We start from the raw sequence: 12,615 nt of genomic DNA on the forward strand, positions 1-12,615 counted from the left end.
TGGAGGAGCTGTGCGCACCGGGCCGCGCGAGGGCCCGGAAACACGGAAGCGCCCCACCGTCGCGGTGAGGCGCCCGTCGAGCTGTGCGGTTGTCGGAGGGTCAGCAGGGCCAGGGGCCGCCCGGTCAGACCGCGCTCTTCTTGAGCCGACGGCGCTCGCGCTCGGAGAGGCCGCCCCAGATGCCGAACCGCTCGTCGTTGGCGAGGGCGTACTCCAGGCACTCGGAGCGGACCTCGCAGGCGAGGCAGACCTTCTTGGCCTCGCGGGTGGAGCCGCCCTTCTCCGGGAAGAAGGACTCGGGGTCGGTCTGGGCGCACAGCGCGCGCTCCTGCCAACCGAGTTCTTCTTCCTCCTCCTCGATGCCGTCACCGATCAACAGCTCAAAGAGCTCGCTCATGTGGCGCGCCTCCTCTGCCCCTATTTGGCGTCCCCGTGGTTGCCGTTGCCTCGTGCGGCGGACGACACGAGAGAAATTACAGTTGCGTCACTCTGGCCCAGTCAAGCCGAGCTCTGGTATTGGGGCCAGGATTCACTCCCCGGCACCAAGCCGTTACGAATAGTGTACATATCTGGACACATCGGACTAACAGCCCGGATCCCGTCGAACCCTTGCAACCCTCCACCACGTGACGCGCGGTCATCGTCACAGGTCGGTCATCGGCCTGCCTTCCCGGCGATCTTCTCATCGAAACCTAGAGGGTGATTTATCACCCCATCGGGTAGTTCATGGCCTATCCCGCCCGATTGCCCCGGCTCATGAGTTGACACCGGAGCGCTCGATGCGGTCTCCTTTCCCACATGTCAGAGTTCACTCGCCCCCGGAGCGGTTCCGCGCTCCGCCGTGCCGTGAACCCCTGTTGTCGCCTCTGTTCCTGTATCTAGGCGCCCGCTGTCCCACCGCGCGCCGCCCAGGAAGCACAGAGGCCGCCCGCGATTCCCGCCCCAGGACATCCCGGATCCGGCTGATCCCTGTCGAACCAGCCGTACTCCGAGGACGACTCCCGTGCGCATGAACCGCATCCGCAAGCGGAACCGCGACCGCAACAAGCTCACCCGCCGCGGCCTCGCGCCCACCACGCCTCCCCCGGCGGCCGCCCGGCCCTCCCGCGGCTGGGCCGACGGACTGAGCGACGTCTCCATCGCCGGCGACCCGCTGGCCTTCCCGCACCTGGCCCGCACCGACCTGCCCGGCCACCCCACCACCGTCGCCGGCTACGCCCGGCTGGTCCGCGAGATCGCCGCCGACCGCGCCCGCTGGGAGCCGCTGGTCCGCTACGACGCGCTCACCCGCTGGTACGCCCGGCTGGAGACCGGCCCCGGCTACGAGGTCTGGCTGCTCAGCTGGCTGCCCGGCCAGAGCAGCGGCTTCCACGACCACGGCGTCTCCTCCGGGGTGATGAGCGTCGTCCGGGGCGAGCTGATCGAGCGCTCCCTCACGCACGCGGGCGAGGGTGCCCGCACCCTGCGCCCGGGCGGGCAGCGGGTGTTCTCCTCCGGGTACCTGCACGAGGTGGTCAACGGCGCGCTGGAGCCCGCCGTCTCCATCCACCTCTACACGCCCGGGCTGACCGAGATGAACCAGTACGGCGGCGGCGCCACCGTCCCCGAGCAGCACCCGCAGGAGCAGGCCGAGGCCCGCTGACGACGGGCGGGCGGCGGCCCGCGGACCGGGCTGACGGCCAGTCGGGCCGTGGCAGGATGGGCGCATGCGCATCGTGGCACTGGCAGGCGGAATCGGTGGGGCGCGCTTCCTGCGCGGACTCAAGGAGGCCCTCGGCCCGCAGGACGAGATCACCGTCATCGGCAACACCGGCGACGACATCCACCTCTACGGCCTGAAGGTCTGCCCCGACCTCGACACCGTGATGTACACCCTCGGCGGCGGCATCAACGAGGAGCAGGGCTGGGGCCGCACCGACGAGACCTGGTCGATCAAGGCCGAGATGAAGGAGTACGGCGTCGGGCCCGAGTGGTTCGGGCTCGGCGACCGCGACTTCGCCACCCACCTCGTCCGCAGCCAGATGCTCACCGCCGGGTACACCCTCAGCCAGGTCACCGAGGCGCTCTGCGTGCGCTGGCAGCCGGGGGTGCGGCTGCTGCCGATGAGCGACGACCGGGTCGAGACCCACGTGCGGATCACCGACGCGGACGGCACCCGGGCCATCCACTTCCAGGAGTACTGGGTCCGGCTGCACGCCGCCGTCGACGCCGAGGCGATCGTCCCGGTCGGCGCGGACACCGCCAAGCCCGCGCCCGGCGTGCTGGAGGCCATCGCCGCCGCCGACGTCATCCTGTTCCCGCCGTCCAATCCGGTGGTCTCGATCGGCACCATCCTCGCCGTGCCCGGCATCCGGGCCGCGGTGGCCGCAGCCGCGGCACCGGTGGTCGGGCTCTCCCCGATCATCGGCGGGGCCCCGGTCCGCGGCATGGCCGACAAGGTGCTGGCCGCCGTCGGCGTCGAGGCGACCGCGGCGGCGGTCGCCCTGGACTACGGCGCCGACCTGCTGGACGGCTGGCTGGTGGACACCGCCGACGAGGCCTCGGTCGGCGCGGTCGAGGCCGGCGGGATCGCCTGCCGGGCCGTGCCGCTGCTGATGACGGACGTCGCGGCGACCGCCGAGATGGCCCGGGCCGCGCTGGCGCTCGCCGAGCTGGTGCGGGCGTGACCCTGCACGTCCTGCCCGTCCCGGGCCTGCCCGAGATCGACGCCGGTGCCGACCTCGCCGCGCTGATCGCCAAGGCCGGGACGTACCGGGACGGCGACATCCTGCTCGTCACCTCGAAGATCGTCAGCAAGGCCGAGGGCCGGGTGCTGCGGGCCGCCGACCGCGAGGCCGCGATCGACGCCGAGACCGTCCGGGTGGTCGCCCGGCGCGGCCCGGTCCGGATCGTCGAGAACCGCAACGGCCTGGTGATGGCCGCCGCCGGGGTGGACGCCTCCAACACCGCCGCCGGCACCGTGCTGCTGCTGCCCGAGGACCCGGACGCCTCCGCCCGCGCGCTGCGCGCCCGCCTCCAGCAGCTGACCGGGCTGCGGCTGGCCGTCGTCGTCACCGACACCTTCGGCCGGCCCTGGCGCAACGGCCTCACCGACGTCGCGATCGGCGCCGCCGGACTGCCCGTCCTGGAGGACCACCGCGGCCGCACCGACAGCCACGGCAACGAACTGGCGATGACCGTCACCGCCACCGCCGACGAACTCGCCGCCGCCGCCGACCTGGTCAAGGGCAAGTCCACCGGCACCCCGGTCGCCGTGGTCCGAGGCCTCGGCCACCTGGTCACCGCCGAGGACGGCGCGGGCGCCCGCCCACTGGTGCGCGCCGCCGCGGACGACATGTTCCGGCTCGGCACCTCCGAGGCGGTCCGGCAGGCCGTCACCCTGCGCCGCACCATCCGCGCGTTCACCCCCGAACCGGTCGACCCGGGCGCCGTCCGCCGCGCCGTCGCCGCCGCCGTCACCGCGCCCGCCCCGCACCACACCACGCCCTGGCGGTTCGTCCTGCTGGAGTCGGCCGCGGTCCGCACCCGGCTGCTGGACGCGATGCTCGCCGCCTGGCAGCGCGACCTGCGCGAGCTGGACGGCTGGGACGACGCGCTGATCGCCCGGCGCACCGCCCGCGGCGACGTCCTGCGCGACGCGCCCTACCTGGTCGTCCCCTGCCTGGTGATGGACGGCTCGCACGACTACCCCGACGCGCGCCGCGCCGCCGCCGAACGCGAGATGTTCACCGTCGCCATCGGCGCCGCCGTGCAGAACCTGCTGGTCACCCTGGCCGGCGAGGGCTACGGCACGGCCTGGGTCTCGTCCACCATGTTCTGCCGCGACACCGTGCGCGCGGCCCTCGACCTGCCGGCCGGCTGGGACCCGATGGGCGCCGTCGCGGTCGGCCGCCCCGCCGAACCGCCCCGCGACCGCCCGGCCCGCGGCGCCGACGCCTTCGTCGAGGTTCGGTAGGGGTCAGTACCGGCGGTACACGTCACGGCGGTTGCCGACATTGACCACGAGGACGACCATCACGTCGCCCTGGACTTCGTAGACCACGCGGTGGTCGCCGACCCACAGCCGGTAGAGCCCGTCATAGCCGGTCAGCTTATTCACGCTCGGACCGTCGGCGAACGGGTCGGCGCCGGAGTTCACCGCCGCCGGTGGTCGTTGGGGGTCAGCCGGGGGCCGTACCGCGGGGCGTGGGTGCCGGTGCTCAGCAGCAGGCGGCAGAGGCGGTGGCGGTGCGGGCGGTAGGGCTCCAGCAGGGCCAGCATCTGGGTGTCGTCGCTGCGGGGTCGGCCGGCCAGGGCCCAGCCGACCAGGTTGGGGAGGTGGTAGTCGCCGACCGAGACGGCGTCCGGGTCGCCGTTGCTGCGCTGCAGGGTCTCGGCGGCCGTCCAGATCCCGATGCCGGGCACGGAGGTCAGCCGGGCGAACGCCTCGGCGTGGTCCATCGCCGAGGCCTCCTCCAGCCGGGCGGCCAGCCGGACGGCGCGCACCACGGTGGCGGAGCGCTTCGGGTCCACCCCCGCGCGGTGCCACTCCCAGCTGGGGACGAGCGCCCACTCACGGGCCGACGGCGCCACCCGCATGCCCTCGGCCGGGCCGGGCGCCGGGGTGCCGAAGTCGCGCAGCAGCGTCCGCCAGGCCCGGTACGCCTCGTCGGTGGTCACCTTCTGCTCCAGGATCGCGGGCACCAGCGACTCCAGCACCAGCCCGGTCCGGGTGAGCCGCACGCCGGCCGCCCGCCGCTGGGCCTCCCGCAGCGGGCCGGGCGGCAGCACCAGGGCGGCCGGGTCGTCCTCGGCGCCGAGCAGCACGGGCAGCCGGTCCAGCAGCCACGCCGCCCCCGGGCCCCAGGCCCGCGCCTCGACCTCGCCGTCGGCCGGCCTGGCCAGTACCCGCAGCGTGCCGATGCCGGCCGGGGTGCGGGAGGCCCGCCAGACCGCGCCGTCACCGGTGGTCCGGTAGGCCGGGTCGGCCGGGCCGCGCCGCAGCGGCAGCAGGGTGCGGGCCACGTCCAGCGGGAAGCCCGGGCGCCAGAGGCGCACCCGCGCACCGGTCGCCGCCTCGTCCGACACCGCCCCGCGCCTCCTCCGCTGTCCGGCTCCACCGCCTTCGCCGACCATGGGGATATGAACGATACGCGGCTGCCGGAGCTGTCCCACGCCGACGAGGGCGCGGTGCGGGCGCTCTACCACCGGACCCTGGACGGGTGGAACCTGCGGGACGGCGCGGCGTGCGCCGGACCGTTCGCCGAGGACGGGGAGATGGTCGGATTCGACGGAACGAGGTACGCGGGGCGGTCGGTGATCGCCGCCGAACTGGGGCGGATCTTCGCGGACCACGCCACCCCCGAGTACGTCGCCAAGGTGCGGCGGATCCGGGCGCTCGGCCCGGGGGTGGCCGAGCTGGACGCCGTCGCCGGTCTGGTGCCGGACGACGCCGAGGACCTCGATCCCGGCCTGAACGCCCTGCAGACGGTGATCGCCGTCAACGCGGGCGCGGGCTGGCGGATCGCGCTGCTGCAGAACACTCCGGCCCGGTACGACCTGCGGCCGGACGTCGCGCGGGCGCTGACCGCCGAGCTGCGGGCGCTGGTGCCCCGGGGCCCCGGCCCGGTATAGGCCCCGGGCTCGCGGGTTCAGCGGGCCCAAGGGGCCGCCGGGCGGGCGGCGCTCTGCAGCGCGGCCGCCTGGGTGCGGACGGCGGGGAGCAGCGGGTAGAGGGTGGCGCCGGGGCACTCGGTGGCGACCGCGTCGCGGTGGCCGGAGACGGCGTCGAAGGTCGCGGTGGTGCCCTTGGGGTAACGGGTGCCGTCGGCGCCGGAGACCAGCTGGGTGCGGCCGCCGGCGTCCTGGCCGGCCAGCCCGAGCTTCCAGGCGGCGAGCCGGGCGAGCCCCTCCGGTACGGCCGGCGGCGGGGTGTCGGTGACGAAGGTGCCGAGCACCGCGACGCCCGCCGAGTCGGTGTTGAAGCCCAGGGTGTGCGCGCCGTGCACCGCGAGCTCGGCGCCGCCGGCCCGGCCCTCGTAGAGGGTGCCGCAGCGGTCGACCAGGAAGTTGTAGCCGATGTCCCGCCAGCCGTTGCTCCGCACGTGGTACTGGTAGATCGCCCTGATCATCCGGGGCGCGTCGGCGCAGTCGTACTCGGTGGCGGTCGCGGTGTGGTGGACGAAGACCACCCGGACCGGGCCGGTGTACTCGACCTGCGGATCCCGGAGGGACTCGTCGGCGCCCCAACCGGCCCGGGTGACCACGGCGGGCCGGGCGGCCCGGCGCCCGTCCGGCGGTTCGGCGGGCAGCGTCCGGCCGGCGGCCCCGGCGGCGCCCTGCCCGGGGTCGACCAGGTCGAGCCGCAGGCCGTCCGGCAGGCCGCGGGGGCCGGCGGTGACCTGGACCGCCACGCCGTCGCTCGGACCGGTCCAGAGCGGCGCCGTCGCTCCGCCGCCCGGGGCGTCCGGTCCGTCCTCGCCGTCCGCCTCCAGCACCTGCCAGTCGCCCCAGACGTGGGTGGCGGCGTCCCTGGTGCGGACCCGGACGGAGCCGCCGTCGAGCGAGCGGGCGGGGCCGTTCCAGCCGACGCCGAGCAGCTCGAAGGGGCGGGTGGCGCGCGGCGCCAGGGCGCGGTCGGCGCCCAACGGCAGCGAGGTGACCGAGCCGCCGCCGGCCGAGGTGCGGCGCTGCTGGGCGGGATCGGCGGCGGCCGCGGCCGGAACGGGCTGGAGGAGCAGGACGGCGGTGCAGCCGGCGAGTGCGGCGGCCGGCAAAGAGATACCCATAAAAGGGATGTTCAGGGCAAAACACCGCACCCGCCATGCCACCTTGCGCAGGGTCCGCCACCCCTCCCGGTCGCCCACCCGAAGGCCGTAGGCTGGGGCGCACCATGACTGCGCCTTTCGCTGCCGATGCCCGGACCCCTGTCGAGCTGCTGCACGCATTCCTGCGAGGTGGCACTCCCTCAGTCGACCCCGCGGCTCCGCTGGTCACCTTCTACGACGACGCCACCGGCGAACGGGTGGAGCTCTCCGCCCGGACCTTCGACAACTGGGTGGCCAAGACCGCCAACCTGCTCCAGGACGAGCTGAACGCCGGTCCGGGTGACCGCGCCGCCCTCCTGCTGCCCGCCCACTGGCAGAGCGCCGTCTGGCTGCTCGCCTGCTGGTCGGTCGGTGTGACGGCGGTGCCGGCCGGCGACCCGGCCGACGCCGACCTGGTGGTCAGCGGACCGGACGGCCTGGAGGCCGCCCAGGCCTGCGAGGGCGAACGGGTGGCCCTCGCCCTGCGTCCGCTGGGCGGCCGGTTCCCCCAGCGCCCGGACGGCTTCCTCGACTACGCCGCCGAGGTGCCCGGCCAGGGCGACCGCTTCGCGCCCTACTCCCCCGTCACCCCGGACGCGCTCGCGCTGGAGACCGGCATCGACGGCCTGCCGCTGAAGCTGACCGGCGACCAGACCGTCCAGCTGGCCCGGGAGGGCGCGGCCCGGCTCGGCATCACGGCCGGCGACCGGGTGCTCTCCACCCTCTCCTACCAGGACTGGGCGGGCCTGGAGGCCGGTCTGCTGGCACCGCTGGCGGCCGGCGCCTCGGTGGTGCTCTGCCGCAACTCGGAGGGCCTGAGCGCCGAGCAGTGGGAGAAGCGGACCGAGTCCGAACGGGTGACACTGCGCCTCGGCTAACCCCCGGCTCCGGCCCGGCGGGTAGGCATCCCTGCCATGGCCGAGGACGACACCGAGCACCCCCCGACCGAGAACCCCCCGACCGGGGACGCCCGCGCGACCGCGGGCTCCCCGGACCGGGACTCCCCCGACCCGGAGCCCGCGGCCCCGGACTCCCCGACCAGGCCCCGGCGCAGGCGCCGGCGGTGGCTGATGATCACCGCCGGCGTCCTCGCCCTCCTGCTGGTCGCCTGCGGCACCGTGCTCTGGATCGCCTACCGCAAGCTGGACGGCAACATCCGGACCGACTCCGCCACCGACCAGCTGCTGGCCCGGCTGGAGGCCGAACGGCCCAGCCGCACCGCGGGGGCCAAGGGCGCCGAGAACATCCTGCTGATCGGCAGTGACGACCGCACCGGTGCCAATGCCACGTACGGCGAGGCCGGCGGCCAGCGCTCGGACACCACGATCCTGCTGCACCTGGCGGCGGACCGGAAGCACGCGACCGCCGTCTCCATCCCGCGCGACGTCATGGTCACCGTGCCGGTCTGCGAGAAGCCGGACGGCACCCGGAGCAGGCAGGTGCTGGCGCAGTTCAACTCGGCCTTCGAGACCGGCGGCCCGGCCTGCTCGATCCGGGCCGTCGAACAGCTGAGCGGCATCCGGATGGACCACTACGTGATCCTCGACTTCCACGGCTTCAAGACGATGGTGGACGCCGTGGACGGCGTCGAGGTGTGCGTCCCGCAGGCGATCCACGACAAGGACGCCAAGCTGGACCTCCCGGCCGGGCGGCAGACCCTGCGCGGCGAACAGGCGCTCGGCTACGTCCGCGCCCGGGAGACCCTCGGCGACGGCAGCGACACCCAGCGGATGGGCCGTCAGCAGCAGTTCCTGGCCGCCCTGATCCGCAAGGTCCAGTCGCAGGGGGTGCTGCTGAACCCGGCCCGGCTCTGGCCGGTGCTCGACGCGGCGACCTCCTCGGTCCGGGCCGACGGCGGCCTCTCCTCGCTCGGCGCGCTCTACGACCTGACCCAGGACCTGCGCGGCATCCCGTCCGCCGACGCGGTCTTCCTGACCGCGCCGCGCCGCCCGTACCGCTTCGACTCGGACCGGGACGAGTTCGTGCAGCCGCTGACCACCCAGCTGTTCACGGCGCTGCGCGACGACCGCTCGATCACCGTCCGCCCGCCGGGCTCCCCCGACCCGTCGGCGGTGGCGGGCGCGAGCCCGGGGCCCTCGGGGGCCGCGACGGCGGCGGCCGGATCGGACCGGGCCGCCGGTGCGTCACCCACCGCGACCACGGCGCCCTCGTTCGAGGGACGCACCGCGGACATGGACGGCTGCGCGACCCATTGACAGCCTGGCCAGGGTCACCCTTTTGTGTACAGATCATGCCCCGGAATGGCTTTCCGGGAAATTCACCGGAACACGATGTGCCTGGTGAATTGCGGTTCCCGAACATGGCGGAGATCACACCAGGAACAATTCCCGTACTCGACTCGTCTAGTGTGTCCGGGTCGGCGCGCAGCCCGTGCGCCACCCGAGGACCGGTCGGAGGGAGGGAACCCCGTGCAGCAGGACAGCCAGGAGACCGACCCCGCCGACCCGCGGATCCCGCCGGCCCACGGCGCGCCGTACCGGTCCGAGCAGGCCCGGTCCGAGCAGGCCGCGAGCATCCCGGTCCAGCGCCGCCGGACGCCCGGCACCGCCGCCGAGGCCGCCCCCGGGGCCGCGCACACCGGCGGCCGGGCCGCCCGCCGCCGCCAGGCCGCCGCCGAGCGCCCGCGCCGGCGGGTGCTGAAGTGGACCGCCGGCGTCGGCGCGCTGGTCCTGATGGCCGGGTGCGGCGGGGCCTACTACGCGTACCAGCACTTCAACAACAACATCACCGCCGTCAAGGTGCAGCTGGGCAGCGAGGCGGAGCGGCCCAAGGCGGCCGGCGACGCGCTCAACATCCTGGTCATCGGCACCGACAGCCGCGAGGGCCTGGGCCGGGAGTACGGCGACGAGGGCAGCACCGGACACGCGGACACCACCCTGCTGTTCCACGTCGCCAAGGACCGCAGCAACGCCACCGTGATCAGCATTCCGCGCGATCTGATGGTGCCGATCCCCGACTGCGAGAACACCGGCGGCAAGAAGATCCCCGGTTCCGCGCGGGCCATGTTCAACGAGAGCCTCGGCCAGGAGGGCCGCGATCCGGGCTGCACCTGGAAGACCGTGGAGAAGGCGACGGGAATCCGGGTCGACCACTTCGTGATGGTCAACTTCGACGCCGTGAAAACGCTCTCCACCGCCGTCGGCGGGGTCGAGGTGTGCGCGGCCAAGGACATCAACGACGCGGACTCGCACCTGCGGATGAGCAAGGGCCGGCACGTCGTCCAGGGCGACGAGGCGCTGGCCTTCGTCCGCACCCGGCACGCCGTCGGCTTCGGCGGCGACCTCACCCGGATCCCGCTGCAGCAGCAGTTCATCAGCTCGATGATCCGCTCGATCAAGAGCAGTGACACCCTGACCAGCCCGACCAAGCTGTGGAAGCTCGCCGACGCCGCCACCAAGGCGCTCACCGTGGACGACGGGATCGGCAGCGTCGACAAGCTGAAGGACCTGGCGCTGGACATCAGCAAGGTCGACACCAAGAACATCACCTTCACCACCGCGCCGGTGCTGGACGACCCGAAGGACAAGGACCGGCTGGTGCTCAAGCAGCCGGACGCCGGGCAGGTGTTCTCGCTGGTCGCCCAGGACCGCTCACTGACCGGGAACGCCGCCGCCGCGCCCGGGGCCGGCGCCACCGAGGCCGCCACCGCGCCGACGGCGGCCGCGCCCTCGCCCACGGCCACCGCCGCCGCGGTGGACACCAAGGACGTCCGGGTGGCGGTGCACAACGGCAGCGGGACGCCCGGGCAGGCCCAGCAGGCCGTCGACAAGCTCCGGGCCCAGGGCTTCGCCAAGGCCACCACCGCCCCCAACGCGACGGCCACGCCCAGCAGTTCGGTGTCCTACCCGGCCGGCAAGGCTGCCGAGGCGGCCGCGCTGGCCGCCTCCCTCGGACTGCCGGCCGACGCGGTCCGGGAGGACCCGAAGGCCGGCAGCAGGGACGGGCTGGCCGTGGTCCTCGGCAAGGACGTCCTGGCCGCCGCGAACGCCGTCCCGTCCGTCGCGCCGACCGAGGCGCCCAAGGACCTCCAGCGCGTCCAGGCGGACGACACCGACGTCTGCGCCAAGTGAGCCTCAGCGCGGGGCGAGCAGGCCGTCCGTCTCGCGGTAGCGCTCACCGGTGCGCGGGCAGCGCCAGCCGTCCCCGCCGTCCGGCTCCAGCGGCTCGCCGGCCCGGCCGACCCACTTGATCCGGCGGGCCGGGACACCGGCCACCAGGGCGAAGTCCGGGACGTCCCGGTGCACCACGGCGCCGGCCGCGACCAGCGCCCAGCGGCCGACCGTCACCCCCGCGACCAGCACCGCGCGGCCGCCGATCGAACAGCCCTCCCGGAGGGTCACCCCGCGGGCGTGCCAGTCGTCGCCGCGCTTGAGCCGGCCGTCGACGTCGACGGAGCGCGGGTAGAGGTCGTTGGTGAGCACGGCCGCCGGGCCGATGAACACGCCGTCCTCGACCACCGCGGGCTCGTACACCAGCGCGTGGTTCTGCAGCTTGACCCGGTCCCCGATCCGCACGCCCGGGCCGACGTAGGCGCCGCGCCCGATGACGCAGTCGGCGCCGATCACCGCGTCCTCGCGCACCTGGGCCAGGTGCCAGACGGTCGTCCCGGCGCCGAGCACCGCCCGGCCGTCCACGTCCGCGGTCGCCTCGACCCGGGCACCGACGACGGACCCGCCCTCAACTGTCCCCATGGCGCCCGACGATAGCGTCGGGGCGGGGGCGGTGAGAGCGGGTCGGGGGGATTGGCCGGATCGGGTCAGCGGGCCTCGGCGACCACGTCGGCGGTCGCCGGGGACCGGCTGGCGATCACCCGGCGGGCCAGCGAACGCGGCGAGGTGAGGAAGCCGAAGCCCCAGCTGAGGTGCATGGTCGCGAAGGCCACCGGGAGCAGCGCCTTGGCCTTCGCCGAGAGGCCGCGGCCCTCGACCAGCGCACCGCCGACGATGCCGAGCAGATAGGCGCCGGGCACCGCGAGGAAGGCCGGGTGGACGGCCGCGCCGAGCACCAGCCCGAGGGTCACGCCGAGGAAGGCCGCCGGCGGGGCGAGGTAGCGGAAGTTGACCGAGCCCTTGTGGTAGCGGGTGACGACCCGGCGCCAGCGGCCGTAGTCCTTGTACTGCTTGGCCAGCGCCCGCACGGTGGGCCGGGGACGGTAGGTGACGCGCAGCTGCGGGGTGAACCAGACCAGCCCGCCCGCCTGCCGGATGCGGTAGTTGAGCTCCCAGTCCTGGGCGCGGACGAACTCCTCGTTGTACCCGCCGAGCCGCTCCAGCACCTCGCGCCGGAACACCCCGAGGTAGACGGTGTCCGCCGGGCCGGCCAGGCCGCCGGTGTGGAAGGCCGCGTTGCCGACCCCGATCTTGGAGGTCATCGCGGCGGCGACGGCGTTCTCCCACTCGGTCTCGCCCTCGGCGTGCATGATGCCGCCGACGTTGGCGGCCTCCATCTCGCCGAGCAGCCGGACCGCCGTGGTGATGTAGCCGGGGGTCAGCAGGCCGTGCCCGTCGACGCGGACCACTATCGGATGGCTGGAGCCGCGGATCGCGGCGTTCAGCCCGGCGGGGGTGCGGCCGGTGGGGTTCTCCACCGTCCTGACCCGCGCGTCCTCGGCGGTCAGCTCGGCGGCGATCTGCGCGGTCCGGTCGGAGGACGGACCGAGGGCGATCACCACCTCCATCGGCCCGGCGTAGTCCTGTTCCAGGATGTGCCGGACGGCCGTGCGCAGGTGTCGTTCCTCGTTGAGCACCGGCATGATCACGGAGACCGCCGGCAGCTCCTCAGCAGCCTTGGTGTTCATCGGGGCCAACCG

At 74.3% G+C, this 12,615-nt stretch carries 13 protein-coding genes; 7 read left to right on the forward strand and 6 right to left on the reverse strand.

Going from position 1 to position 12,615, the window contains the following annotated elements; translation table 11 throughout:
- Nucleotides 1–124: 124 nt before the first annotated feature.
- Complete coding sequence (locus OG618_RS15110; protein WP_148644569.1) at nt 125–397, reverse strand: WhiB family transcriptional regulator; 273 nt, start codon at nt 395–397, stop codon at nt 125–127.
- Nucleotides 398–1,003: 606 nt separating this feature from the next.
- On the opposite strand from OG618_RS15110, the gene OG618_RS15115 reads away from it, so the two are divergent.
- The 3 genes from OG618_RS15115 to OG618_RS15125 all read left to right on the forward strand — a co-directional run bounded on the left by OG618_RS15115 (nt 1,004) and on the right by OG618_RS15125 (nt 3,955).
- Nucleotides 1,004–1,642, forward strand: coding sequence for a cysteine dioxygenase (locus tag OG618_RS15115; protein WP_329487924.1), 639 nt, complete (start codon nt 1,004–1,006; stop codon nt 1,640–1,642).
- Nucleotides 1,643–1,706: 64 nt separating this feature from the next.
- The gene (gene cofD, locus OG618_RS15120; RefSeq protein WP_329487925.1) at nt 1,707–2,666 is read left to right on the forward strand and encodes a 2-phospho-L-lactate transferase; all 960 of its coding nucleotides are present in this window, start codon (nt 1,707–1,709) and stop codon (nt 2,664–2,666) included.
- Entirely contained in the window at nt 2,663–3,955 is a 1,293-nt protein-coding gene (locus OG618_RS15125) for a coenzyme F420-0:L-glutamate ligase (protein ID WP_329487926.1), read from the forward strand. The genes cofD and OG618_RS15125 overlap by 4 nt, the downstream gene beginning before the upstream one ends.
- Nucleotides 3,956–3,958: 3 nt before the next feature.
- Here OG618_RS15125 and OG618_RS15130 read toward each other — a convergent pair whose 3' ends face one another.
- A complete protein-coding gene (locus OG618_RS15130; RefSeq protein ID WP_329487927.1) occupies nt 3,959–4,138 on the reverse strand; it encodes a type II toxin-antitoxin system RelE family toxin in 180 nt (59 codons plus the stop codon).
- Nucleotides 4,135–5,115: a DNA-3-methyladenine glycosylase family protein gene (locus OG618_RS15135; RefSeq protein ID WP_442906798.1), complete on the reverse strand. Its 981-nt coding sequence runs from the start codon at nt 5,113–5,115 to the stop codon at nt 4,135–4,137. Before OG618_RS15135 ends, OG618_RS15130 begins: the two co-directional genes overlap by 4 nt.
- A 6-nt stretch (nt 5,116–5,121) precedes the next feature.
- On the opposite strand from OG618_RS15135, the gene OG618_RS15140 reads away from it, so the two are divergent.
- Nucleotides 5,122–5,613 (forward strand): SgcJ/EcaC family oxidoreductase, encoded by a 492-nt coding sequence (locus OG618_RS15140; RefSeq protein ID WP_329487929.1) that lies wholly within the window; start codon nt 5,122–5,124, stop codon nt 5,611–5,613.
- 17 nt (nt 5,614–5,630) lie between these two features.
- Here OG618_RS15140 and OG618_RS15145 read toward each other — a convergent pair whose 3' ends face one another.
- Complete coding sequence (locus OG618_RS15145) at nt 5,631–6,767, reverse strand: peptidoglycan recognition protein family protein (protein WP_329487930.1); 1,137 nt, start codon at nt 6,765–6,767, stop codon at nt 5,631–5,633.
- Nucleotides 6,768–6,871: 104 nt separating this feature from the next.
- On the opposite strand from OG618_RS15145, the gene OG618_RS15150 reads away from it, so the two are divergent.
- The 3 genes from OG618_RS15150 (at nt 6,872) to OG618_RS15160 (ending at nt 10,876) form a co-directional block, all read left to right on the forward strand.
- Nucleotides 6,872–7,663 (forward strand): TIGR03089 family protein, encoded by a 792-nt coding sequence (locus OG618_RS15150; protein WP_329487931.1) that lies wholly within the window; start codon nt 6,872–6,874, stop codon nt 7,661–7,663.
- A gap of 36 nt (nt 7,664–7,699) precedes the next feature.
- A complete protein-coding gene (locus OG618_RS15155) occupies nt 7,700–9,001 on the forward strand; it encodes an LCP family protein (protein WP_329487932.1) in 1,302 nt (433 codons plus the stop codon).
- A gap of 213 nt (nt 9,002–9,214) precedes the next feature.
- Nucleotides 9,215–10,876: an LCP family protein gene (locus OG618_RS15160; RefSeq protein WP_329487933.1), complete on the forward strand. Its 1,662-nt coding sequence runs from the start codon at nt 9,215–9,217 to the stop codon at nt 10,874–10,876.
- A 3-nt stretch (nt 10,877–10,879) separates the two neighbouring features.
- Here the strand turns inward: OG618_RS15160 and OG618_RS15165 are convergent, their stop codons facing one another.
- Complete coding sequence (locus OG618_RS15165) at nt 10,880–11,497, reverse strand: acyltransferase (RefSeq protein ID WP_329487934.1); 618 nt, start codon at nt 11,495–11,497, stop codon at nt 10,880–10,882.
- Nucleotides 11,498–11,562: 65 nt separating this feature from the next.
- Nucleotides 11,563–12,603, reverse strand: a complete 1,041-nt coding sequence (locus OG618_RS15170; protein ID WP_329487935.1) for a glycosyltransferase family 2 protein — start codon at nt 12,601–12,603, stop codon at nt 11,563–11,565.
- Nucleotides 12,604–12,615 lie beyond the last annotated feature (12 nt).

This window comes from Kitasatospora sp. NBC_01246 (assembly GCF_036226505.1).
GTDB lineage: Bacteria > Actinomycetota > Actinomycetes > Streptomycetales > Streptomycetaceae > Kitasatospora.